General features: G+C 66.1%; 20 protein-coding genes. 11 read left to right on the top strand and 9 right to left on the bottom strand.

Translation table 11 applies throughout. The features are described from left to right. Nucleotide 1: 1 nt before the first annotated feature. Nucleotides 2-1,186 carry an acetate/propionate family kinase gene (locus GPL20_RS13775; protein ID WP_157330017.1) on the top strand — a complete coding sequence of 395 codons (1,185 nt, stop codon included), beginning with the start codon at nucleotides 2-4 and terminating at the stop codon, nucleotides 1,184-1,186. A 363-nt stretch (nucleotides 1,187-1,549) separates the two neighbouring features. On the opposite strand, the gene GPL20_RS13770 is transcribed toward GPL20_RS13775, so the two are convergent. Next, a complete protein-coding gene (locus GPL20_RS13770; protein ID WP_157330016.1) occupies nucleotides 1,550-2,389 on the bottom strand; it encodes an RMD1 family protein in 840 nt (279 codons plus the stop codon). Between the two features lie 248 nt (nucleotides 2,390-2,637). Between GPL20_RS13770 and GPL20_RS13765 the strand changes: the two genes are divergently transcribed. Both GPL20_RS13765 and GPL20_RS13760 read left to right on the top strand, forming a co-directional pair. Further along, the gene (locus GPL20_RS13765; protein WP_157330015.1) at nucleotides 2,638-3,213 is read left to right on the top strand and encodes a glycosyltransferase family protein; all 576 of its coding nucleotides are present in this window, start codon (nucleotides 2,638-2,640) and stop codon (nucleotides 3,211-3,213) included. A gap of 61 nt (nucleotides 3,214-3,274) precedes the next feature. Next, a complete protein-coding gene (locus tag GPL20_RS13760; protein ID WP_157330014.1) occupies nucleotides 3,275-4,204 on the top strand; it encodes a bifunctional helix-turn-helix transcriptional regulator/GNAT family N-acetyltransferase in 930 nt (309 codons plus the stop codon). An 18-nt stretch (nucleotides 4,205-4,222) separates the two neighbouring features. On the opposite strand, the gene moaB is transcribed toward GPL20_RS13760, so the two are convergent. After that, entirely contained in the window at nucleotides 4,223-4,786 is a 564-nt protein-coding gene (gene moaB / locus GPL20_RS13755; RefSeq protein WP_254125766.1) for a molybdenum cofactor biosynthesis protein B, read from the bottom strand. A 250-nt stretch (nucleotides 4,787-5,036) separates the two neighbouring features. After that, nucleotides 5,037-5,978: a KPN_02809 family neutral zinc metallopeptidase gene (gene ypfJ, locus GPL20_RS13750; protein WP_157330013.1), complete on the bottom strand. Its 942-nt coding sequence runs from the start codon at nucleotides 5,976-5,978 to the stop codon at nucleotides 5,037-5,039. A gap of 417 nt (nucleotides 5,979-6,395) precedes the next feature. On the opposite strand from ypfJ, the gene GPL20_RS13745 reads away from it, so the two are divergent. From GPL20_RS13745 to GPL20_RS13735, 3 genes are all read left to right on the top strand, one after another. After that, on the top strand, nucleotides 6,396-7,523 hold the full coding sequence (locus GPL20_RS13745; protein ID WP_157330012.1) for a site-specific DNA-methyltransferase: 1,128 nt from the start codon (nucleotides 6,396-6,398) through the stop codon (nucleotides 7,521-7,523). Nucleotides 7,524-7,709: 186 nt separating this feature from the next. After that, on the top strand, nucleotides 7,710-8,036 hold the full coding sequence (locus GPL20_RS13740; protein ID WP_157330011.1) for a hypothetical protein: 327 nt from the start codon (nucleotides 7,710-7,712) through the stop codon (nucleotides 8,034-8,036). Between the two features lie 131 nt (nucleotides 8,037-8,167). After that, complete coding sequence (locus tag GPL20_RS13735; RefSeq protein ID WP_157330010.1) at nucleotides 8,168-8,854, top strand: glutathione S-transferase family protein; 687 nt, start codon at nucleotides 8,168-8,170, stop codon at nucleotides 8,852-8,854. Between the two features lie 58 nt (nucleotides 8,855-8,912). On the opposite strand, the gene GPL20_RS13730 is transcribed toward GPL20_RS13735, so the two are convergent. From GPL20_RS13730 to GPL20_RS13720, 3 genes are all read right to left on the bottom strand, one after another. Continuing rightward, nucleotides 8,913-10,922 (bottom strand): methyl-accepting chemotaxis protein, encoded by a 2,010-nt coding sequence (locus tag GPL20_RS13730; protein WP_157330009.1) that lies wholly within the window; start codon nucleotides 10,920-10,922, stop codon nucleotides 8,913-8,915. 382 nt (nucleotides 10,923-11,304) lie between these two features. Further along, a complete protein-coding gene (locus tag GPL20_RS13725) occupies nucleotides 11,305-11,472 on the bottom strand; it encodes a YjiS-like domain-containing protein (protein WP_157330008.1) in 168 nt (55 codons plus the stop codon). Between the two features lie 53 nt (nucleotides 11,473-11,525). Next, on the bottom strand, nucleotides 11,526-11,969 hold the full coding sequence (locus tag GPL20_RS13720; protein ID WP_157330007.1) for a nuclear transport factor 2 family protein: 444 nt from the start codon (nucleotides 11,967-11,969) through the stop codon (nucleotides 11,526-11,528). Between the two features lie 90 nt (nucleotides 11,970-12,059). On the opposite strand from GPL20_RS13720, the gene GPL20_RS13715 reads away from it, so the two are divergent. After that, nucleotides 12,060-12,983: a LysR family transcriptional regulator gene (locus tag GPL20_RS13715; protein ID WP_157330006.1), complete on the top strand. Its 924-nt coding sequence runs from the start codon at nucleotides 12,060-12,062 to the stop codon at nucleotides 12,981-12,983. A gap of 197 nt (nucleotides 12,984-13,180) precedes the next feature. Here GPL20_RS13715 and GPL20_RS13710 read toward each other — a convergent pair whose 3' ends face one another. After that, a complete protein-coding gene (locus GPL20_RS13710) occupies nucleotides 13,181-13,801 on the bottom strand; it encodes a glutathione S-transferase family protein (protein WP_157330005.1) in 621 nt (206 codons plus the stop codon). A gap of 140 nt (nucleotides 13,802-13,941) precedes the next feature. Between GPL20_RS13710 and GPL20_RS13705 the strand changes: the two genes are divergently transcribed. Continuing rightward, on the top strand, nucleotides 13,942-15,222 hold the full coding sequence (locus GPL20_RS13705) for a flavin-dependent oxidoreductase (protein WP_157330004.1): 1,281 nt from the start codon (nucleotides 13,942-13,944) through the stop codon (nucleotides 15,220-15,222). A gap of 176 nt (nucleotides 15,223-15,398) precedes the next feature. Here the strand turns inward: GPL20_RS13705 and GPL20_RS13700 are convergent, their stop codons facing one another. Together GPL20_RS13700 and mutY are read right to left on the bottom strand one after the other, a co-directional pair. After that, complete coding sequence (locus tag GPL20_RS13700) at nucleotides 15,399-15,818, bottom strand: PaaI family thioesterase (protein ID WP_157330003.1); 420 nt, start codon at nucleotides 15,816-15,818, stop codon at nucleotides 15,399-15,401. A 69-nt stretch (nucleotides 15,819-15,887) separates the two neighbouring features. Further along, the gene (gene mutY / locus GPL20_RS13695) at nucleotides 15,888-16,988 is read right to left on the bottom strand and encodes an A/G-specific adenine glycosylase (RefSeq protein WP_157330002.1); all 1,101 of its coding nucleotides are present in this window, start codon (nucleotides 16,986-16,988) and stop codon (nucleotides 15,888-15,890) included. Nucleotides 16,989-17,109: 121 nt separating this feature from the next. Here mutY and GPL20_RS13690 point away from each other — a divergent pair, with 121 nt between their 5' ends. From GPL20_RS13690 to smc, 3 genes are all read left to right on the top strand, one after another. Continuing rightward, the gene (locus GPL20_RS13690; RefSeq protein ID WP_157330001.1) at nucleotides 17,110-17,601 is read left to right on the top strand and encodes a DUF721 domain-containing protein; all 492 of its coding nucleotides are present in this window, start codon (nucleotides 17,110-17,112) and stop codon (nucleotides 17,599-17,601) included. Between the two features lie 134 nt (nucleotides 17,602-17,735). Further along, nucleotides 17,736-18,392 (top strand): DsbA family protein, encoded by a 657-nt coding sequence (locus GPL20_RS13685; RefSeq protein ID WP_157330000.1) that lies wholly within the window; start codon nucleotides 17,736-17,738, stop codon nucleotides 18,390-18,392. Between the two features lie 217 nt (nucleotides 18,393-18,609). Beyond that, entirely contained in the window at nucleotides 18,610-22,074 is a 3,465-nt protein-coding gene (gene smc, locus GPL20_RS13680) for a chromosome segregation protein SMC (protein ID WP_157329999.1), read from the top strand. Nucleotides 22,075-22,122: the final 48 nt, after the last annotated feature.

The raw sequence follows: 22,122 nt of genomic DNA, 5'->3' as shown, positions 1-22,122 counted from the left end.
CATGTCGGACACCGTCCTCGTGCTCAACTCCGGTTCGTCGAGCATCAAGTTCGGCCTGTTCGACGTCTCCGCGGCCGACCCTGCCCTGCTCTGCAAGGGCCTGCTTGATGAGCACGAGGCAAAGCCCCGGCTGGTCGTGAAGAGCGCCGCGGGCGAGGACCTGTTCGAGAAGCAGAGGGAAGCATCGGACGCGGACGGCGGTCAGCTGTTCGCCGACGTGCTGGCCTTCGTGAACGCGCGTTTCGGCGAGCACCGCCTGCGCGCCATAGGCCACCGCATCGTTCATGGCGGGCCGGATTACTTCGGGCCGGTCGAACTGACGGACGACGTCTACACCAAGCTGGAGGCGCTGACGCCGCTGGCGCCGCTGCACCAGCCGCGTTGCCTGGAGCCGGTCCGCGCTATCTCGGCGATCCGGCCCGACCTGACGCAGATCGCCTGCTTCGACACCGCCTTTCATCACGATCTCGCGCCACCCGCGCGCCGTTTCGCCATTCCGAGGCACTATGACGAGCGCGGCGTCAGGCGCTATGGCTTCCACGGCCTCTCCTTCGAATATGTCGCAGGCCGTCTGACCGAGATCGCGCCGGAGTTTGGCGCGAAGCGTACCGTCATCGCGCATCTCGGCAATGGCGCGAGCCTCTGCGCGCTGCGTGTCGACACCACGATGGGGCTGACGCCACTCGACGGCCTGGTGATGGGCACACGCGGCGGCACGATCGATCCCGGCGTGCTGCTCTATCTGCAACAGCACGAGCGGATGTCCGTCGAGGCCGTCCAGCACCTGCTCTATCACCAATCAGGCCTGCTCGGCGTCTCCAGCATCTCCTCGGACATGCGCACGCTGCTCGCGAGCCGCGAGGCTGCGGCGCGGGAGGCGGTCGATCTGTTCACTTTCCGCGCCGCCCAGCAGATCGCGGTGATGGCGAGTTCGCTTGGAGGACTGGACGGCCTGGTGTTCACCGGCGGCATCGGCGAACACGCCGGCGAGATCCGAGCCGGAATCGGCGAGCGTCTCGCCTGGCTCGGCGTGCGGATCGATGCGGCTGCAAACGACGCGGCGCGCGAACGGATCAGCGACGGCGGCAGTGCCATCGAGGTGTTCGTCATTCCAACCAATGAGGAGCTTGCGATCGCGCGGCATTGCGCGGCGGTACTGCGAGCGATGGCGAGCGCATCCAACTAGCGCGTGATGTCAGCCAACCCGTCATTGCGAGCGAAGCGAAGCAATCCAGACTGGCTCTGCGGCGGGATTCTGGATTGATTCGCTTCGCTCGCAATGACGGAGAATCCGGCAACAGCGCGCATCATAGAGCACTATGCAGGCGCGCGGAGACAGTATCGTAGGGTGGAGCGAGCGAAGCGTGCCCACCACTTCGGTCGCAGTGCTGGATCGATGGTAGGCACGGCGCAAGCGCGCCTTTGCCCACCCTACGAGTCCAGACACGCGGAGAGACACCCCTCACCCTGGTGAATTCCGTCTTCCAGCGGTGCTGCCCTCTCCCGCAAGGGGAGAGGGCACAGTCACGCGCAGCCCGCACGCCGCGGCTCAGTGAGTCCCCGACGAGATCTGAAAAACGCTCATCGCGACCTCGATCAGGATCAGCACCACCACCGCGATTTCGAGGCGGAGCGAGCGCTGGGTGTCGATGATGTCGGTCAGCGCGTTGGCGGTCTCCGACACCGCCGTGAGCTTGCGCTCGAGCGTGTCGAGCCGCTCCTTCAGCTCGTACTCGTCTTCGAGACGGGCGTAGAGCCGATCCAGCTCCGGCTTCTCCCAGAGCACGTCGGGTTTCTCGGCCACGGCCACGCGGCCGGCCACGCGCTGCTGGACGAGTAGCGCGTTGCCGATCAATTGCAGGATGCCCTTGCGTCGTGACGGCGTGCGGCCCTGCTCGGCAAGCTTGTGCGCGAGGGGTTCGATCACGTCGAAGACCGCGGCAACGCGCCGCTCGTCGCGCGCCAGCGAGGTGCTCTTGGCGAGCGCATCCGCGATCAGGAGCAGCCGGTCGTCGGTGAATTTGGCGAGGCAGATCGGTCCGCCCGGCTGGATCACCTCGGCGTTTTCGTCCTTGCAGAGCTGCGCCTGCGCGGTCTCCTCCTCATGGGGGCTGAGCTCGCCGATCACCCGCGACTTCAGGCTGTCGATGACGACCTTCTCCTCCGATGGGAGGAGGCCGATCAGCACCACGACGCCGTAGCGGAAGATCACGGCCAGCCCGGCGTGAACGCGGAAGGCGGCCGGCGTCGAGGACACCAGCGCGCCGAGTTCGAGGCCGGAGGCGTTGATGCGGTCGCCCAGCATCAGCGCCCGGATGCGCAAGGTCGGCACGGCCTCCGCTCTGGCGGATGTTGCCGCTGCGCTGGCAGCTAGTTGATCGGCGTTCATTCGAATATCCTGGTCTGCACCGAGGTCGGTCGCTTAACCCCGGATTAGTACGGACCGGCGGGTTTACTCCGACACATTCGGCAACGTTGCCACCCCGCGCGGGACATATTTGGATGCAACGGTCCGCGCAGTTTACCATCGAACGCCGAGGCGCTGGCCAAAAGTTGCGCTCGGCAGCGCCGCGTGTTTATGACACCATCATAACAAGCTACGCTTCGCCCGAAATTTAAGACAGTGAAGCCTCGATCATGCTGAGCGTCATCATACCGACCGAAGGCGTCGAACAGACGGCGGTCGCAACTCTGGCTGCGCTGGTTCCTGGGGCCGCGGCCGGCATCATCCGGGAAGTCCTCCTGGTCGACGGCACCGGCAACGGCGTCATCGAGCGCGTTGCCGACGTTGCCGGCTGCCGTTTCGTCGGCTTCCAGGGTTCCTCGCAAGGTGCCGCGCTCGCCGCCGGCGCGCTGCAGGCGCGCTCGCCGTGGCTGATGTTCCTTCCCGCAGGCGCCGTGCTGGAAACCGGCTGGATCGAGGAGACCACCCACTTCATCCAGACCGTCTCGAGCAGCGGCCGGGATCGTGCCGCGGTGTTCCGTTATGCGCGCTCGCCCTACGCCGACACCGGGATCCGCGACATCCTCCGGGCCGTGGCGCGCAAGCTCGTCGGTCCGCTCGGCGATCAGGGACTTTTGATCGCGCGTGATCATTACGATCGGCTCGGCGGCTATCCGCCGCAGGCCCGCCGTTCCGAGGCGCGGCTGCTGCGGCGGCTCGGCCGCTCGTCGAGAACCATGCTGCGCAGCCGGATCGTCATGGCCGGCTGAAGTCACCCATACTTGCCAAAGTCAAATAATTAATTGACAATGGCAAGTATCGAGGTGTGCCATGGCAATCGACGGTACCGACGACCAAATCGCAGCGGTTCGCGCCTTCAACCGCTTCTATACCCGCAAGCTTGGTGTGCTCGACCAGCATCTTGGAAAGAGCCCGTTTTCGCTCAGCGAGGCCCGCGTGCTCTATGAGCTCGCCCATCGCGACGACCTCGCGGCAAAGGAGATCGGAACCGAGCTTGGTCTCGACCCCGGCTATCTCAGCCGCATCGTGCAAAACTTCGACGAAAAGGGGCTGATCACGCGAAAGCCCCTGCCCGCAGATCGCAGGCAATACCAGCTCAGCCTCACCGCCAAGGGTCGCCAATCCTTCGCCAAGCTGAACCTGGGCTCGCAAAACGAGGTCGCAGCAATGCTGGCTCAGCTTTCGCCCGGCGATGCAACGCGGCTCACGCAGGCCATGGCGACCATCGAAACCGTGCTGGAGCCACGTCGAAGCCAGCCCGCGGCTTTCATGCTGCGCAGCCATCGCGTCGGCGACATGGGCTGGGTCATCTCCCGGCAGGCCGCCGCCTATGCCGCCGACTACAACTGGGATATCAGCTACGAGGCGCTGGTCGCCGAGATCTGCGCGCAGTTCATCAAAAATTACGACGCCGCACGCGAGCACTGCTGGATCGCGGAAGTCGGTGGCGAGCCGGTCGGCTCGATCTTTCTGGTCAAGGCCACCGACGAGATCGCAAAGCTGCGCCTGTTGCAGGTGGAGAAGAAGGCACGCGGGCTCGGTGTCGGCCGCGCACTGGTCGAGCAGTGCATCCAGGGCGCACGCGAGCGGGGCTACAGCAGGATGACGCTGTGGACCCAGAGCATCCTGGTCGCCGCACGCGGCATCTATCAAAGTGCAGGCTTCAGGCTCGTGAAGGAAGAGAAGCACCACAGCTTCGGTGCCGATCTGGTCGGGGAGACGTGGGAGCGCGATCTCTGATTTCGCGCCAGCGCGCGACTACACCGTCGCGCCCTGCGCCTTCGGCCGCCGCAGGTGCTCGTCCAGCCGCGGCATGATCTCGACGAAATTGCAGGGACGGGTGCGATAGTCGAGTTGGGCCTTGAGGATGCCGTCCCAGGCGTCGCGGCAGGCGCCGGGAGAGCCCGGCAGGCAGAAGATGTAGGTCGCGCCCGCAACGCCCGCGGTGGCGCGGCTCTGGATCGTCGACGTGCCGATCTTGGCGTGGCTCAGCATATGGAACGCGATCGAGAATCCATCCATGCGCTTCTCGAACAGCGGCTCGATCGCCTCCGGCGTGACGTCGCGCCCGGTGAAACCGGTGCCGCCGGTGGTGATGACGACGTCGATGCCGACATCCGCGATCCAGCGACGGATCACGGCGCGGATCGCCTCGACGTCGTCGGTGACGATCTCGCGCGCGGCGAGATGATGGCCCGCCTCCGTGAGGCGGTCGGCCAGCGTCTGGCCCGACTTGTCGTCGGCGAGCGCGCGCGTGTCGGACACGGTGAGCACCGCGATGTTGAGCGGGATGAATTGTTTTGACTCGTCGATGGACGCCACGACTTCACTCCTGCTTCCAAACCACCGCCATCATCCCCGGACGAACGCAATTGCGTTCGCTCGGGAGGTGCGCGCAGTGCGGTGCAAGCACACCGCACGGCAAGCCTCGAAGGATGGGCCGCGGGCTCGCCATCCTTCGAGGCTCGCCAAGAGGCGAGCACCTCAGGATGACGCCACTACTCCCGGACTCCCAGATGCGCAATGGCGCATCATAATTCGCGCCGCGTCCGGGGCACGAGGCCGTCGGTCGTTACAACGCCCCGCCACCGAACGTGTTGCAGGCTTGCACCGTGCCCTGCTGGTAGCCGGTCATGAACCACTGCTTGCGTTGCGCCGCCGAGCCATGGGTGAAGGAATCGGGCACGACGCGTCCGGTGGCCTGGCGCTGCAGCGTGTCGTCGCCGATCGCGCTCGCCGTGGTCAGCGCGGCGTCGATGTCGCCGGGCTCCAGGAAGTTCGGACGCTTCTTGGACTCGCGATTGACCCAGACGCCGGACAGGCAGTCGGCCTGCAATTCGACCTTCACCTGGAGCGCATTGGCCTCGGCCTTGCTGCCGGCCTGCTGCTGCAGCCGCGTCACGCGCGGGATGATGCCGAGCAGGTTCTGGATGTGATGGCCGGCCTCATGCGCGATGATGTAGGCGGTGGTGAAGTTGCACGCGGACTTGCCGGAGCAGCCGCGAAAGCGCGTCTCGACCTCGCGGAAGAAGCTGGTGTCGAGGAAGATGGTGCGATCCGGCGGGCAATAGAACGGCCCCATCGCCGACTGCGCCATGCCGCACCGGCCGCCATTGGTGGCGTTGCGGAACAGCACGATCTTCGGACCGGTGTAGGACTGGCCGCTGGCCTGGAAGATCTCGCTCCAGCGATCGTCGATCTCGCCGAGAATGCCGGAGATCATGCTGCCCATCTCGTCGGTCGGCGCGCCGCGCTTGCCCGAGGACGCCTGGCGATCGGTCTGGTAGGTCGGCGCCTGGCCGCCGCCCGTCAGAATCTCGGCGCCCCCGATCAGGATGCGCGGGTCGATGCCGAAGGCATAGCCGATCAGGCCGAGCACGATGATGGTGCCGATGCCGAGCCCGCCGCCGCCCATCGGCAGGCCGAACCCGCCGCCTCCGCCGCCGCCAAACCCGCCACCCTCGTCGCGACGATCCTCGATGTCGTCGCTGCGGCGGAAATCATCGTAACGCATGGCGGCCTTCCCTTTGGGGTCCCTGATCCAGTTTCGTCGGCGCGCAGAGACGCGAAAGCTCAACGCGCCACACACGTAAAATTTCCTTTGCTTTTATCAATATCGTGGTCGGCAAAAATTGCCTAGTGCGGCAACATGCCGATGCCAGCAATTTTTTCCGAGGGTCGAGCAACTTTTTCCGAGAGAAATTTGGCGCCTTTTTGGAGCCATGATTGCTCCCGCGATGCGACGAAATGCGAAATACGCTGCAAAACACGCCGAATGTGCACGTCGACATGCGCACAACGCGCGGTGCGAGGACTGCTCACGAAAGCGGCGGGTTAAGTCGATTTTTACTTTGCGCCTTCAATGTAAGGGCCAGTCGGTTGTTTGGTCCCGCGTCGCCGACAGCGTCGCCTGAGTCAGAGTTCTTGAGTCATGGTAGAGTCGCGTCGCGGGGCGTCTGCAAGGGCGCCCCGCACAAATTTTGAGTCCCCGTCGCATCGCATCACCCTCGGCGATTGCGTCGCCGAGATGTCGAAGCTTCAAGCTGGTTCGGTCGATCTCGTGTTCGCCGATCCGCCCTACAATCTCCAGCTCAAGGGCGATCTCAAGCGCCCCGACGAATCCCATGTCGATGCCGTCGACGACGATTGGGACAAGTTCGATTCCTTCTCCGCCTATGACGATTTCACCCGCGCCTGGCTGCTTGCCGCCCGCCGCGCCATGAAGCCGTCGGCGACGATCTGGGTGATCGGCTCCTATCACAACATCTTCCGCGTCGGCGCGATCATGCAGGACCTCGGCTTCTGGCTCCTGAACGACATCGTCTGGCGCAAGTCGAACCCGATGCCGAATTTCCGCGGCCGCCGCTTCACCAATGCGCACGAGACCATGATCTGGGCCGCGCGCGACGAGAAGGCCAAGGGCTACACGTTCAACTACGAGGCGCTGAAGGCGGCGAACGAGGACGTTCAGGCGCGCTCCGACTGGCTGATCCCGCTCTGCACCGGCGAGGAGCGTCTCAAGGGCGCCGACGGCAAGAAGGTGCATCCGACGCAGAAGCCGGAAGGCCTGCTGGCGCGCGTGCTGCTGTCCTCGTCAAAGCCCGGCGATCTCGTGATCGATCCCTTCAACGGCACCGGCACCACCGGCGCGGTCGCAAAGCGTCTCGGCCGCTCCTATATCGGCTTCGAGCGCGACAAGACCTATGCGAAGGCGGCCGAAGCGCGCATCGCAGCGGTCGAGCCGCTGCCGGAAGAGAGCCTCGCCCCGTTCATGACCGCGCGCGAAGCGCCTCGCGTGGCGTTCTCCGAGCTGATCGAGCGCGGCATGATCATGCCCGGCACGAAACTGTTCGACGCCAAGAAGAAGCTCGGCGCCCTCGTCCGCGCCGACGGCGCCATCATGCTGGGCGACAAGGTCGGCTCGATCCACCGCATCGGCGCCGTGGCGCAGGGCGCGCAGGCCTGCAACGGCTGGACCTTCTGGCACGTCGAGACCAAGAAGGGTCTCAGGCTGATCGACGAGCTCCGGGCGGAGATCCGCGCCGGCATGGCGGAGTAGTTTCTCTCCGTCATTCCGGGGCGCGAGCGAAGCGAGCGAGCCCGGAATCCATCCAGCTACAGTACAAGCGGCCCAATGGATTCCGGGCTCGCGCTTCGCGCGCCCCGGAATGACGGCGGCAGTTGAAACCCGACGCCATCAGGACTAGATTCACCCGATCAGTCCGTCTTGACCGGTCTTGCTCCCATGCGACGACAGTCCGAGACATTGCTGCTGGTGCCGCTGCTGCCGATCTTCCTGCTCGGCATGTTTCCGATGTTCCTGATCGCGCTCCTGGGATTCTTCGGGCTCGCCTTGTTCGGCGTGCTGGTGATCTGCGTCGGGCTCGCCAGCAGCAACGAGGCCCACGACAATTTCAATCACGACGTCATCGTCCACGGCTACGCGCGCGGGTCGGAGCGCAAGGCGCGGGCCTCCGACATGCATCTCGCCGCGCGGCTCGGGCTGCGGCTGGAGGCGGTCGGCGCGGCGATGGTCATTACGGCGGCGATCGGTCTTTGTTACGCTGGCTGATCTGCGCCGCGCGCAGATACCGCCCGGCAAACTCGCCGGTTGCTCTCCCGCAACGGGTTCAGGCAAGAGAAGGACGCCAGCCGCAATGACGCTGCGTTTGCTCTCGGCAACAGCCACTGGGGAGATGCCCGATGCTCAAATTCTATTTCAACGGATCGCCGAACCCGACCAAGGTCGCGCTTTATCTCGAGGAGTCCGGCCTGCCCTACGAGCCGGTCAAGATCGACACCCGCAAGGGCGAGCAGTTCACGCCGGAGTTCCTCAAGATCAATCCGAACGCCAAGGTGCCGGCGATCGACGATGGCGGCACCATCGTGTTCGATTCGAATGCCATCCTGCTCTATCTCGCCGAGAAGACCGGCAAGTTCCTGCCCGCAGCCAACGTGCGCGGCGAGATGCTGTCCTGGCTGATGTTCGTGGCGACCGGCGTCGGGCCGTATTCGGGTCAGGCCGTGCACTTCAAGCATTTCGCGCCGAAGGACCAGAACCACGACTACGCCCATAACCGCTATCAGTACGAGACCGATCGCCACTACAAGATTCTCGACGGTCACCTCGAAGGCCGCCGCTACATGGTCGGCGACAGCTATTCAATCGTCGACATGGCGCTGTGGGGCTGGGCGCGGATGGTGCCGTTCAAGCTCGGCGACGACGCCTTTGCGCGATACCCGAACGTGAAGCGGCTGGTGGACGAGATCTCGGCGCGCCCGGCGGCAGCGCGCGCGATCGCCCTGAAGGACAAGTTCACCTTCAAGGCCGAGATGGACGACGAGGCGAGAGCCAACATGTTCAGGCACATGACGACCAAGGTGGCCTGATCGCACCACGTCGCGCTTCAAGGCCACGCGCATGCGCGTGGCCTTTTGCTTTTCACGCTCAGGCGGCGTGGACCGAGTCCAGGAACTTGGCGACTTCGAGCTTGAGGCGGTTGCTGTCGGCCGACAGCGAGCGCGCCGCCGAGAGCACCTGCGAGGAGGCCGAACCGGTCTCCGACGCGCCGCGCTGCACGTCGCCGATATTGGTCGAGACGCGCTGGGTGCCGTGAGCGGCCTGCAGCACGTTGCGCGAGATCTCCTGCGTGGCGGCGCCCTGCTGTTCCACGGCGGCGGCGACCGTCGAGGAAATCTCCGACAGCCGCTCGATGGTGCCGCTGATCTCCCTGATGGCGCCGACCGATTGCTCCGTGGCCGCCTGGATGTTCGCGATCTGCTGGCCGATCTCGCCGGTCGCCTTGGCGGTCTGCTCGGCGAGCGCCTTGACCTCGGAAGCCACGACGGCGAAGCCACGGCCGGCTTCGCCGGCGCGCGCTGCCTCGATGGTGGCGTTCAGCGCCAGGAGGTTGGTCTGGCCGGCGATCGTGCTGATCAGTTCGACCACGTCGCCGATCCGGGAGGCCGCCTTGGAGAGCTCACCGACGCGGTCATTGGTCCTGCTGGCCTGACCGACCGCCTCTCCCGCGATGCGGGCGGATTCCTGCACCTGGCGGGCGATCTCGCTGACCGAGGAGGACAGCTCCTCGGTGGCAGAGGCGACCGCCTGCACGTTGGCGGTGGCTTCCTGCGATGCGGACGCCACCTCGGTCGACAGATCCTGGGCGCGCGAGGCGGTCGTGGTCAGGGTGCCGGCGGAAGCTTCCAGCTCACCCGATGCCGACGATACGGTGTTGACGATCTCGCCAACCGCCTGCTCGAACTGGTCGGCGAGCCTGACCATATCGGCCTTGCGGCTTTCTGCCTGCCGCGCCTCGAGCTCGGTCTGCTCGGCACGCATGCGCTCTGTGTCAATCATGTTGTCCTTGAACACCTGGATCGCCTTGGCCATGTCGCCGATCTCGTCGGCCTTGCCGCGGCCGGGAATCTCGACCTCGAGATTGCCGCCGGCAAGCCGCCCCATCGCGCCCGTCATCGAGGTCAGGGGACCGACGATGCTGCGGGCGATCAGGAAGGCGACGATGCCGCCGAACAGGATGGCAAGGCCGCCGGCGATCTCCTGAACGGTCGTCGTGCCCGCGATCACGGCTTCGGCATTGGTGCGCGAATCCCGGTAATCCTTCTTCAAGGTCGTTTCCGCGGCCTTGAGCTTGCCGATGCTCTCGACGATGAGCGGGGCGAGGTTCTTGTGATAGATCTCGTCGGCCTGAAGCATCGCGGCGGAGGTCGTCTCGAACGCGGATTTGTAGATTCCGAGAGCGGTCTTCAGCGGCGCGAGCGTGGTTCGCAATTCCGCCGCCTGCGGACTCTTCTCGATCGCCGAGAGCCGTTGTGCTGCCCTGTCCACACTCGCCCGGAAATTCGCAGGCCCCTGGGTGTCCCGCAGGGCCAGGAAACGCCAGTTTGCGACCCGAACGAGAAGGACCCGGGATTCAAGGTCGGCGACCAGAGCCGCGGTGTCTTCATCAACGGCTGCGCGCGCCGTATCGACCAGCTTGCTCATCTTGACGGTGAGGTCCTCCCCGCTCGGCAGCAGCGTCGCCTTGCCCGTTCTCGCCTCGTTGACGGCGTCCCCGAGCTTGTCACGCAGACGTCGCATCTGGGCGATGTCGTCGATGAGGCCCTCGTAAAGCCTTCGCCGCTCCTCCGACAGCGTGCCCTTCGCCCCGACCTGCAACAGCTCGGTCGCCGCGGCCTCCCGCTCTTGCGCTTCCTTCATCGCGGGCTCATTGGCGTCGTAGACGTAACGCAGATTGGCCCGCTGGATCGCCTGGAGGTGGGTGGAAATCTCCAGCACCCGCGCCGTGCTGTCCGAGAGCGCGGATTGTCTTGCGACCTGGTCCTGCACCGCCCGCAAATTCCAGACGGCGACGACCGCCATCACGACACCAACCGCCACAAGGGCCATGAAGCCTGCGTACAGGCGTCCCCTGATCCGCAAACGAAACTTCGGCATTCCCACTGTCCACCCAGATGCATGTGACTTCGAGCGGCCGAACGCGTCCGACGATCGTCCCTGGCCACCCCGGCAGCCGCGCGTCGCGCCGTTGCGACCCACGCTGCACCGCGACACAATGGGGGACACTCGTTAATTGAACCTTCAAATTTTTCGCGCATGCCTGCGCGAGATCGCACAAGCCTGCTGATTTTATCGGCAGTTGCGCAAGGTCTTGGCGCGCAGCCGGCAACGGCATGCGGCGTGCTGCATGCGTTGCCGGACTGAATATATGCGAGGCGTTCGCGCGCATGCGGGCGCCGAGGTCGAACAGGATGATCTCCGCGGCCATTGCGACGATCAGATTGTCCTCGACGATCAGCGCCCGGTCGTCGCTCGCTCTCTATTTCCGCCGGCGGGGCTTATGCAGCTCGTAGGCGATCTCCGACCGTGTCATTCCAAAGTCCAGAAGCTCCCGCTCGGTCATCGCAGCGAGCTGATACCGGGCCCGGGACCGCTCGCGGCTGATACGGATCATCTCGACCAGCGCCCGCCAGACCCGCACGACCATGACCGGCTCCGGCGGACGGCATCGGCCGGTGGACGTGACGCGGCTCAATCCACTCAGCTCGCAGCCCTCACCGGCGCTTGCGGGAAAAGGCCGAGCGCCTTCTCGGTCAGCACCGAGTCGCAATATTCCCGGATCTCCTTGATCTTGCCGTCCTCCAGGCGAAACACGAGGCAATAGTCGTTGTCGTAACGCACGCCTTCAGGCGTGACGTTGTCGCCCTTGGCTTCCACCACGACGATGTCGCCGTCGGCAATGAAGCGGTGGGCGACCGTGCGCGTGCGATCGCGCAGGCGGGTGCGCACGTAGCCATGCAGGTCGTTGAGGATCGCCTCTTTGCCGGCGAAGGTGCGCGACCAGGAATATTGCCCGGTCACGATCCATTTGGCGTCGTCAGCAAGGCTCGCGGTGAACAGCGCGCGGTCGCGCGCGGCGGGGTCAGGGTTGGCGGCGGCTGCAAAGATATCCTGCATCAGTTTCTTGTTGGCGCTCGCGTTCATGGCGGCATCTCCGTTGGTGAGAACGCGCAGATCATCGCCGGGCGAAGAGAATTCTTCAAATCGATAGTGAATATGATATCTATTCACCTGATGAATTTGAATTCGCTTGACCTCAACCTTCTGACCGCCCTCGACGCATTGCTGCGGGAGGCCAACGTCAGCCGTGCCGCACTTCGGATCGGCCTGTCGCAGCCGGCCGCGAGCCACGCCCTCCAGCGCCTGCGCGACATTTTTGGCGATCCGCTTCTGGTGCGCACCGGCGCCCGGATGGAGTTGACGCCGCGGGCGCAAGCCCTGCGCGCGCCGCTGGCGCAGGCGCTCGATCAGGTGCGCGGGCTGTTCGTGCCGGAGGATTTCGACGCCGCGCGCAGCGAGCGGCAATTCCGCCTGATGATGCCGGACCTCGCCGTCGAGCTGCTGATGCCGCCCTTCATGGAAAAGGTGACGCGCCTTGCGCCGAACGTCCGCATCGACGTCGTACCGTGGCGCGGATCGGCGATCTTCCACGCCGAGTTCGCCCGCACCATCGACCTCGTGATCTCGATCGGCAATGCGTTCAAAGGCTTTCACCGCCAGCTGCTCTACACCGACAGCGACGCGCTGGCGGTGCGGCGCGGCCATCCGATGGCTGCGAAGCTGACGCGGCGCGAGGCGTTCCTGGCCGCACGCCATGTCGGCGTGATCATCCGTGGCGGCGCCGAGGACCTGATCGACACCTGGCTGCGCACCAAGGGCATCGAGCGGCATATCTCGCTGGTGGTGTCAGGCTATCTCGAAGCGCTGCACGTCGCCGCCCGCACCGATCTCGTCGCCTTCGTGCCGCGCCGGCTGATCGCTGCTCTGTCGAAGCAATTCGGCCTCGTCACGGTGACGCCGCCGCTCGACCCCGGCATCGACGAGCAGTTCATGTTCCACCCGACGCGAGCGCAGATGGACCCCGGCTCGATCTGGTTGCGGCGGCTGATGCTGGAGACGGGGCGGGAATTGGAGCAAGCCAAGCGCAGGCTCTCGTAGGGTGGAATGGACTCTCAACACACTCGATGTCGTCCCGGACAAGCGCAGCGGAGCGGAGCGCAGATCCGGGAACCATAACCCCAGGAAGGTGTTTGGCGAACACTCGCCGTTCGGTACTCCTAGCGAACGCGATCGATAGATTCCGCGGTATGGGTCCCGGCGTTCGCCGGGACGACAGCGGAATCTGCGGCGCGCCCCTACGCCTTCTGCTCGTCCATCACCTTGCGCACCGCCGGCCGGTCGGACATGCGCTTGAAGTGATCCGCGATCTTCGGCGTCGCGTTGATGTCGACGCTGTCGCCCTCGAGCCAAGTCGAGAGCGTGTGGAGATAGGGATCGCAGATCGTGAACTGATCGCCCATCACCCACGGTCCCCTGAACATCCTCTGCTCGATCAGGGCGAAGCAGGCGCCCATGGTCTTCGGGACCATCGCCTTCATGTCGGCGAACGAGCTCTCCTGCGTCGCCCAGCGCGCGCCGCGCAGCTTGTGGGCATGGTTGATGTGCACGGTCGAGCAGAGATAGGAGTTGAACGACTGCACCTGCGCGAAGTCGAAGGGATCATCGAGCGGCGCGAGCTTCGCCTTGGGGAAGGTCTGTGCGATGTAGGCCAGCATCGCCGGCGTCTCGGTCAGGACGCCGCGATCCGTCACCAGCGCAGGGACACGGCCCTTCGGGTTGATCGCGAGATAGTCCGGGCTGGTCTGCTGGTTGTCCTTGAAGCTCAGCCGCTCGGCCGAGTAGTCGGCGCCGACCTCCTCCAGCGTGATGTAGGTGGCGAGCGCGCAGGTGCCGGTGGCGTAGTAGAGCTTGAGCATGTCGGACCTCATGGGAAAGTTGGAAGTTAACGGCTGCCGGGCCTGAGGTCCATAGCACGTTGTTCTACGTGCTTTGCTCTTCGCAGTTGCCCACCGCCGCCCGCCTGTGCCAAGACGCCTCCAATTGGAGGGGTTTTGTCATGACCGTACTCATCGCCGGTGGCGGCATCGGCGGGCTGACGCTTGCGCTCAGCCTGCATCAGATCGGCGTTCCCGCAAAGGTGTTCGAGAGCGTCGCGGAGCTGAAGCCGCTCGGTGTCGGCATCAATGTGCTGCCGCACGCGGTGCGCGAGCTGATCGAGCTCGGCCTGATGGACAAGCTGAATGCCAGCGGCGTCCGCACCCGCGAGCTCGCCTATTTCTCCAAGCACGGCAAGCCGATCTGGAGCGAGCCGCGCGGGCTGGAGGCCGGCTACAAATGGCCGCAATTCTCGATCCATCGCGGCACGCTGCAACAGCTGCTGCTCGACACCGCGGTCGAGCGGCTCGGCCGCGAGAACATCCTCACCAGCCATCATTTGACCGGCTGGACCGAGACGGCCAACGGCGTGCGCGCCGACTTCATCGACAGGGCGACCGGCAAGGCCGCCGCCGGGAGTTACGACGGCGCGATCCTGATCGCCGCCGACGGCATCCATTCCGCCGCGCGAGAAAAGCTCTACCCGAACGAAGGCCCGCCGATCTGGAACGGCCGCATCCTCTGGCGCGGCGTCACGCCTGCGAAGGCCTTCCTCACCGGCCGCACCATGATCATGGCCGGACACGAGATCCTGAAATTCGTCTGCTATCCGATCTCGAAGGAGCCGGACGCGGCCGGCAACCATCTGATCAACTGGGTCGCCGAGCGCCACATGCCCCCGACCTATCAGTGGCGGCGCGAGGACTATAACCGCGCCGCGCGCCTTGAGGAGTTCTTGCCCTGGTTCGAGAGCTGGCAATTCGACTGGCTCGACGTGCCCGGCCTGATCCGGAACTGCCCGCACGCCTATGAATATCCGCTGGTCGACCGCGATCCGGTCTCGCAATGGACCTTTGGCAAGGTCACGCTGATGGGCGATGCCGCGCACCCGATGTATCCGATCGGATCGAACGGCGCCTCGCAGGCGATCCTCGATGCCCGCGTCATCACGCGCGAGATTCTGGCGCACGGCCCGACGCAGGCCGCGCTGCTCGCCTATGAGGCCGAGCGGCGGCCCGCGACCACCGACCTCGTCCTGCTCAACCGCAAGAACGGCCCCGAGCAGGTGATGCAGCTGGTCGAGGAGCGCGCGCCCGACGGCTTTGAGGTCGTCACCGACGTCTTGTCGCAGCAGGAGCTCGAAGACATCGCCGCCAACTACAAGCGCGTCGCGGGTTTCCAGGTGGAGGCGCTGAACGCGAAACCGCCGATCGTGAGCAAGGACGCCCGCGCGAGGGCGTGAGTTTTCGCTCAAGGCTCCACTTCACCTCTCCCCGCTTGCGGGGAGAGGTCGGATCGCCCTTGCGATCCGGGTGAGGGGGTACAAGTCTCTCTTCGATCCCACTCGTGGAGAGAGGCCCCTCACCCCACCCTCTCCCCGTAAGAACAGGGCGAGGGAGTGAGAGACCGATGCCCGCCTCACTTCACCACCCTCGCCGCCTCCAGCAACCGCTCGCTCGCACTTGCCGTCGCCAGCACCGTGCCGTCCTCCGCCATCAGCCTGCCCTCGACAAAGGCAATCGTCTTCCCGAGCTGCGTCACCCTCGCCTCGCCGATGATCGGTCCCGGCTTTGCGGGGCTGAGGAAATTCACGGTCATGCTGATGGTGGTGGTGTAGAGCCGGCCCTCGCTCATCACCAGCACGGCGGGGCCCATCGTGTCGTCGAGCATGGCCGAGAGCATGCCGCCCTGGATGAAGCCCGCCGGGTTGCAGAATTCCGGCTTGCCCTCGAAGGCAAGCTTGATCCAGCCCTCTTCCGGGCGGGCATCGAGCAGGCGCCATCCGAGCAGTTCGGCGCAGGGTGGCCTTGGAAAGTTGTCGAGTGCGGTCTTGATCATTGGCAGCCTCCGATCGCGCACTGATAGCTTAGCTCTGCTGCCAGCGTGCTGTCAGGAGGATAGGCCCGATCAAAGGTCCAGTGCGTGCGCGATCACCTTGCGCATGACGCTGGGCAGCGCCTCGCCGGCAAGGGTCGCGATCGGCACCCAGCGCATGCCTTCGGGTGCGCGCGTGCGCGCCTCAGCCTTCGCCGTGTAGACGACGAGCTCCAGCGGAAAATGCGTGAAGACGTGGGTGACGACGCCCACCTTGCGCTGCCAGCGCGACAGCCCCTTCAGCTCCGGCGCCTGCTGCTTCGCCGCCGCATCGTCCTGGCCGGCGAGCCAGTCCGAGCCCGGCACTTCCGTCATGCCGCCGAGCAGGCCCTTTTCGGGACGGGTGCGGACGAGCAGCTCACCGCCGCGCGTGACGACGAAGGCGGCTCCGCGCCGCAACGCCCCGCTCTTCTTCGGCGCCTTGCGCGGAAACGTCTCCTGCGTTCCCAGCGCACGCGCGGTGCAATCCTCTGTGAACGGGCACAGCGAGCAGGCCGGCTTCTTCGGCGTGCAGATCGATGCGCCGAGATCCATCAGCGCCTGTGCGCTGTCGCCGGTGCGGGAATCGGCCAGCAGCGTCGCCGCCCGTTGCTGGATCAGCGGCTTGGCCTGCGGGAGCTCTTCTTCAACTGCAAAGAGCCGCGACACCACGCGCTCGATATTGCCGTCGACCGGCATGGTGCGGCGGTCGAAGGCGATCGCGGCGATCGCCGCCGCGGTGTACGGCCCGATGCCCGGTAGCGCGCGCAGACCTTCCTCCGTGTCTGGAAACACGCCGCCATGCTCGCGCGTCACCGCGACCGCGCAGGCGTAGAGATTGCGTGCACGCGAGTAATAGCCGAGCCCGGCCCACATCCGCAGCACATCATCGAGCGAAGCCCGGCCAAGCGCCGTGACATCAGGCCAGCGCGCCACGAATTTTTCGAAGTAAGGGCCGACCGCCTTCACCGTGGTCTGCTGAAGCATGATCTCCGACAGCCAGACGCGGTAAGGGTCCGATGCCTCGCCGGGCGCGGCCCGCCAGGGCAGCCTGCGGCGGTGGCGGTCGTACCATTGGAGGAGCACGAGCGGACGCGACGAGATCTCCGACTGAACTGGTTCCGACTTGGCCTTGAGGGCGGATCTGGGGCTCATGCTCTCACTGTAACGACAACGCACCGCCCCCTCCACGTCATGCCCGCGCTTGTCGCGGGCATCCACGTCTTTCTTCGCGGTGGGGAGCCTGCGGATCGCCCTGGAGTGCTATAAGGTCCCGATGTCCAAATTCCCTCCCAAACCCGGTCCCATCAGCGCCAAGCCGCTGTCGCTCCTGCTTGATGATGTCTTTGCGGAAGCCTACGCCAAGCAGGGTTTTGCCGCGCGCGAGCTGGTGACGCGATGGGCGCAGATTGCCGGGCCGGAGATCGCGGCTCATGCCGAGCCGCTCAAGATGCAATGGCCGCGGCCGGTGGAGGGCCAGCCGCAGGAGCCGGCGACGCTGGTGCTGCGGGTCGAGGGGCCGATGGCGCTGGAGATCCAGCACTCCGCCGACGTGATCCTGGAACGGGTCAACCGCTTCTTCGGCTGGAGCGCGGGCGGCAAGCTCGCCTTCCGCCAGGCCCCCCTGTCGCGGCCCCGCCGCCGGGCCCGACCGGGCCCGCCGGACCCCAAGAGCGTCGCCAAGGTGGCAGAGAGCCTGGGCGATATCGAAGATGAACAATTGAAGACGGCGCTGGCGCGGCTCGGGGCCGCCATCAAGCGAAATTGAGCCTCATTCCGCCGCTAATCTGGACCTGTCCATGCGGCTCGCCATTGCCTCAAACGACGTTTCAAGCTAGCGACAGGCCGCCCGGGAACCTCGATGCAACCTCGGGCGCGACCACGCCAATCCGGGAGCCGACCTTGATCATCACCCGCCGCGCCTTCACCACGATGCTGTCGCTGACCGGGCTTGCCGCACTCGCCGGGCTCTCGCCGCTGCGGTTCATCTCGGAAGCGATGGCTCAGACCGCCGCCGATGTGGCGAAGCCCGTGTCGCTGCCGGACATGGCGCTCGGCCCGAACGATGCCGCCGTCACCATCACCGAATATGCCTCGATGACCTGCCCGCATTGCGCGGCCTTCAACGAGCAGGTGTTCCCCAAGATCAAGAAGGAATACATCGACACCGGCAAGGTGCGTTACATCTTCCGTGAGTTCCCGCTCGACATCAAAGCCGCTGCCGGCTCGATGCTGTCGCGCTGCATCGCCAATGGCGATGCAGAGAAATACTTCGCCGTCACCGACATGCTGTTCCGTCAGCAGAACGACTGGGTGTTGAAGAACACCACCGAGACCCTGACGCGGATCGGCAAGCAGGCCGGCCTCACCCAGCAGCAGGTCGAGGCCTGCCTGAAGGACCAGGCGCTGCTCGACAAGATCGCCGCCGACCAGAAATACGCCAGCGACGTGTTGAAGGTCGATTCGACGCCGACCTTCTTCATCAACGGCGAGAAGATCAAGGGCGAGGCCTCGTTCGAGGAATTCGCCAAGAAGATCAATCCGCTGCTCAAGAGCTGATTCGCACGCCACAATCCTGATTCGCGCATCGAGAGCCGTATCTTTCCCGGCATAAATCCCTTGGGAAAAGCGGCTTTCGCCGGTTGCCCTCGCGGCGCACCGCGGCCATTGTCCAGCCGCATGAGGCGCCTCGCGCGACTCGCCCGGATAGCGACATTGCCTTCCATGGTATTGTCCCGGCAGGGGGATTCGCGCCTGCCAACAGAGATGCGTGCTTATGAAAATCACCCGCCTGCGCCTTCACGGCTTCAAGTCCTTCGTTGAGCCCACGGACTTCGTCATCGAGCCCGGCCTGACCGGCGTGGTCGGTCCCAACGGTTGCGGCAAGTCGAATCTCGTCGAAGCGCTGCGCTGGGCGATGGGCGAGACCTCCTACAAATCGCTGCGCGCCGCCGACATGGATGCGGTGATCTTCGCAGGCTCCGGCAACCGTCCGGCGCGCAACCACGCCGAAGTGACGATGACGATCGACAACGCCGATCGCACCGCGCCGGCGGCGATGAACGACAGCCAGCTGCTCGAAATCTCCCGCCGCATCGAGCGCGAGGCGGGCTCGGTCTATCGCATCAACGGCCGCGACGTGCGCGCCCGTGACGTGCAGATCCTGTTCGCCGACGCCGCCACCGGTGCGCGCTCACCCGCCCTCGTCCACCAGGGCAAGATCGGCGAGATCATCCAGGCCAAGCCCGAGCAGCGCCGCCGCGTGCTGGAAGACGCCGCCGGCGTCGCCGGCCTGCATGCCCGCCGCCACGAGGCCGAGCTGCGGCTGAAGGCGGCCGAGACCAACCTCACCCGCGTCGAGGACGTGATCGGCCAGCTCTCCGGCCAGATGGAAGGCCTGAAGAAGCAGGCCCGCCAGGCCGTGCGCTATCGCGAGGTCGCGGCCAAGGTCCGCAAGGCCGAAGCCACGCTGTTCCATCTGCGCTGGATCGGCGCGCATGCCGACGTCAACGAATCCGGCCAGACCCACGATCTCGCCGTGCGCGAGATGGCCGAGCGCACCCAGCACCAGGCCGAAGCCGCCCGCATCCAGGCCATCCGCGCCGCTGAAATGCCGGCACTGCGCGACGCCGAAGCGCGTGCCGCGGCCGGGCTCCAGCGCCTAACCAATGCCCGCGAGCTGCTCGACCGCGAGGAAGAGCGCGCCAAGGAGCGCGTCGCCGAGCTCGAACGTCGCCTCGCGCAATTCGAAGGCGACATCTCGCGCGCCCAGCAGCAGACCATGGACGCCGACGTCGCGCTCCAGCGGCTCGACACCGAGGACGCCGAGCTCAAGGAAGAGATCAAGTCGCGGGTCGAGAAGCGCTCCGGCGTCGACGAACGCGTCGGCGAAGCCGAGGCGGTGCTGACCGAAACCGAGCAGCAGTTCGCCGAGCTCACCACCGCGCTCGCCGACCTCACCGCCAAGCGCAATCAGCTCGAAGCCAATGTTCGCACCCATCGCGACAAGCTCGCCCGGCTCGATCAGGAGATCGCCAATGTCGCGGCGGAAGAGCAGAAACTCACTGAGGCGACCGGCGGGTTCGGCGATCTCGACGAGCTGACCGCAACGGTCGAGACCGCGGAGCAGACGCTGGCAGCTTCCGAAGCCGCCGCGCAGGCGAGCGAAGCCGCGCACGTCGCCGCCCGCCAGACGCTGGAATCCTCGCGCTCGCCGCTCGTCGAAGCCGACAAGCGCGTGCAGCGGCTCGAGACCGAGGCGCGCACGATCTCCAAGATCGTCAACGGCGAGACCAAGAATCTGTGGCCGCCGATCATCGACGGCATCACCGTCGACAAGGGCTTTGAAAAGGCGATCGGCGCCGCACTCGGCGACGATCTTGACGCGCCGGTCGACCCGTCGGCGCCGATGCGCTGGACCAATGCCGGCGTCACCGAGGGCGATCCGGAGCTGCCCGAAGGCGTGGTGCCGCTCGCGAGCCACGTGCAGGCGCCGGCCGAGCTGGCCCGCCGCCTGGCGCAGATCGGCGTGGTGCCGCGCGAGCGCGGCGCCGAGCTGGTTTCGCAGCTCAAGACCGGCCAGCGGCTGGTCTCGCCCGAAGGCGACGTCTGGCGCTGGGACGGCTTCGTCGCCGCGGCTCACGCCCCGACCGGCGCCGCGCGGCGCCTTGCCGAGCGCGCCCGCCTCGTCGACATCGAGAACGAGCTGGAGCAGGCCCGCATCGACGCGCAGATCAAGCGTCAGGCGCTGGAGAATGCCGAGTCCGAGCTGCAGATGGCCGCCAGCACCGAAGGTGCCAGCCGCGAAGCCTGGCGCGCCGCGCAGCGCGAGCTCAACGTCGCGCGCGAGCGCCACGCCACCGCCGAGCGCGAGATCAGCCGCCACGCCGCGCGCAAGGCGACGCTGTCGGAAGCGCACAGCCGGCTCGCCGCCGACCGCGCCGAGGCCGAGGCCGCCTACGAATACGCCGAGGCCGGGATCAGCGAACTGCCGTCGAGCGAAGACACCGAGACCCGTCTCGCCGCGGTCAGGAGCGACATCGAGGGCCAGCGCCGCGTGGCCGCCCAGGTCCGCGCCGAGGCGCAGGCGCTGGCGCGCGAGGCCGAGCTCGCCGACCGCCGCGTCCAGGCGATCCTCGCCGAGCGCACCGAGTGGCAGAACCGCAAGGAGAGCGCGGCCTCCCATATCGACACCATCCAGGCCCGTATCGCCGAACTCACGATCGAGCGCAGCGAACTCGAAAACGCGCCCGCCGTGTTCGCCGAGAAGCGCAGCGCGCTGATCACCGAGATCGAATACGCCGAGAACGACCGCCGCATGGCCGCCGACGCGCTCGCCGCGGCGGAAACCGCGATGGCCGAGACCGATCGCGTCGCCAAGCTGACGCTCGAAGCACTGTCGAGCTCCCGCGAGGCCACTGCCCGCGCCGAGGAACGCATGGAAGGCGCGCGGCGCCGGCTCGAGGACATCGAGCGCGAGATCCGCGACATGCTCGAAGTCGAGCCGCAGGCCGTCGCCGGCCTCGCCGAGATCGAACCCGGCGCGGAGCTGCCGCCGCTGCACGACATCGAGGAAGACCTCGAAAAGATGCGCCGCGACCGCGAGCGCCTGGGCGCGGTCAATTTGCGCGCCGAGGAAGAGCTGCGCGAGGTCGAGACCCAACACACCGGCCTCGTCACCGAGCGCGACGATCTCGTCGAAGCCATCAAGCGGCTGCGCCAGGGCATCCAGAGCCTCAACAAGGAGGCGCGCGAGCGTCTCCTGACCTCGTTCGAGGTCGTCAACAACCACTTCAAGCGCCTGTTCGTCGAGCTGTTCGGCGGCGGCGAGGCGGCGCTGCACTTGATCGAGAGCGATGACCCGCTCGAAGCCGGTCTCGAAATCATCGCCAAGCCCCCGGGCAAGAAGCCGCAGACGCTGTCGCTGCTCTCGGGCGGCGAGCAGGCGCTGACCGCGATGGCGCTGATCTTCGCGGTGTTCCTCACCAACCCGTCGCCGATCTGCGTGCTGGACGAAGTCGACGCGCCGCTCGACGACCACAACGTCGAACGGTACTGCAACCTGCTGCACGAGATGACCGGCTCGACCGACACGCGCTTCATCATCATCACGCACAATCCGATCACGATGGCGCGGATGAACCGCCTGTTCGGCGTCACCATGGCCGAACGCGGCGTCTCGCAGCTGGTGTCGGTGAGCCTGGCCGAGGCGGTGGACATTCTCGACCAGAACGTGGCTTGAAGATTGACCGTCATTCCGGGGCGATGCGCAGCATCGAACCCGGAATCT

Source organism: Bradyrhizobium cajani (genome assembly GCF_009759665.1).
In the GTDB taxonomy this organism is placed as follows: domain Bacteria; phylum Pseudomonadota; class Alphaproteobacteria; order Rhizobiales; family Xanthobacteraceae; genus Bradyrhizobium; species Bradyrhizobium cajani.
The sequence above is the reverse complement of the archived record's forward strand: the minus strand, read 5'-3'. Positions and strand labels throughout refer to the sequence as shown.

Coding starts and splice junctions, on each gene's coding strand:
- GPL20_RS13775 (WP_157330017.1), top strand. CDS start 2: ATGTCGGACACCGTCCTCGTGCTCAACTCCGGTTCGTCGAGCATCAAG.
- GPL20_RS13770 (WP_157330016.1), bottom strand. CDS start 2,389: ATGAACGCCGATCAACTAGCTGCCAGCGCAGCGGCAACATCCGCCAGA.
- GPL20_RS13765 (WP_157330015.1), top strand. CDS start 2,638: ATGCTGAGCGTCATCATACCGACCGAAGGCGTCGAACAGACGGCGGTC.
- GPL20_RS13760 (WP_157330014.1), top strand. CDS start 3,275: ATGGCAATCGACGGTACCGACGACCAAATCGCAGCGGTTCGCGCCTTC.
- ypfJ (WP_157330013.1), bottom strand. CDS start 5,978: ATGCGTTACGATGATTTCCGCCGCAGCGACGACATCGAGGATCGTCGC.
- GPL20_RS13745 (WP_157330012.1), top strand. CDS start 6,396: ATGGTAGAGTCGCGTCGCGGGGCGTCTGCAAGGGCGCCCCGCACAAAT.
- GPL20_RS13740 (WP_157330011.1), top strand. CDS start 7,710: ATGCGACGACAGTCCGAGACATTGCTGCTGGTGCCGCTGCTGCCGATC.
- GPL20_RS13735 (WP_157330010.1), top strand. CDS start 8,168: ATGCTCAAATTCTATTTCAACGGATCGCCGAACCCGACCAAGGTCGCG.
- GPL20_RS13730 (WP_157330009.1), bottom strand. CDS start 10,922: ATGCCGAAGTTTCGTTTGCGGATCAGGGGACGCCTGTACGCAGGCTTC.
- GPL20_RS13725 (WP_157330008.1), bottom strand. CDS start 11,472: ATGGTCGTGCGGGTCTGGCGGGCGCTGGTCGAGATGATCCGTATCAGC.
- GPL20_RS13720 (WP_157330007.1), bottom strand. CDS start 11,969: ATGAACGCGAGCGCCAACAAGAAACTGATGCAGGATATCTTTGCAGCC.
- GPL20_RS13715 (WP_157330006.1), top strand. CDS start 12,060: ATGAATTTGAATTCGCTTGACCTCAACCTTCTGACCGCCCTCGACGCA.
- GPL20_RS13710 (WP_157330005.1), bottom strand. CDS start 13,801: ATGCTCAAGCTCTACTACGCCACCGGCACCTGCGCGCTCGCCACCTAC.
- GPL20_RS13705 (WP_157330004.1), top strand. CDS start 13,942: ATGACCGTACTCATCGCCGGTGGCGGCATCGGCGGGCTGACGCTTGCG.
- GPL20_RS13700 (WP_157330003.1), bottom strand. CDS start 15,818: ATGATCAAGACCGCACTCGACAACTTTCCAAGGCCACCCTGCGCCGAA.
- mutY (WP_157330002.1), bottom strand. CDS start 16,988: ATGAGCCCCAGATCCGCCCTCAAGGCCAAGTCGGAACCAGTTCAGTCG.
- GPL20_RS13690 (WP_157330001.1), top strand. CDS start 17,110: ATGTCCAAATTCCCTCCCAAACCCGGTCCCATCAGCGCCAAGCCGCTG.
- smc (WP_157329999.1), top strand. CDS start 18,610: ATGAAAATCACCCGCCTGCGCCTTCACGGCTTCAAGTCCTTCGTTGAG.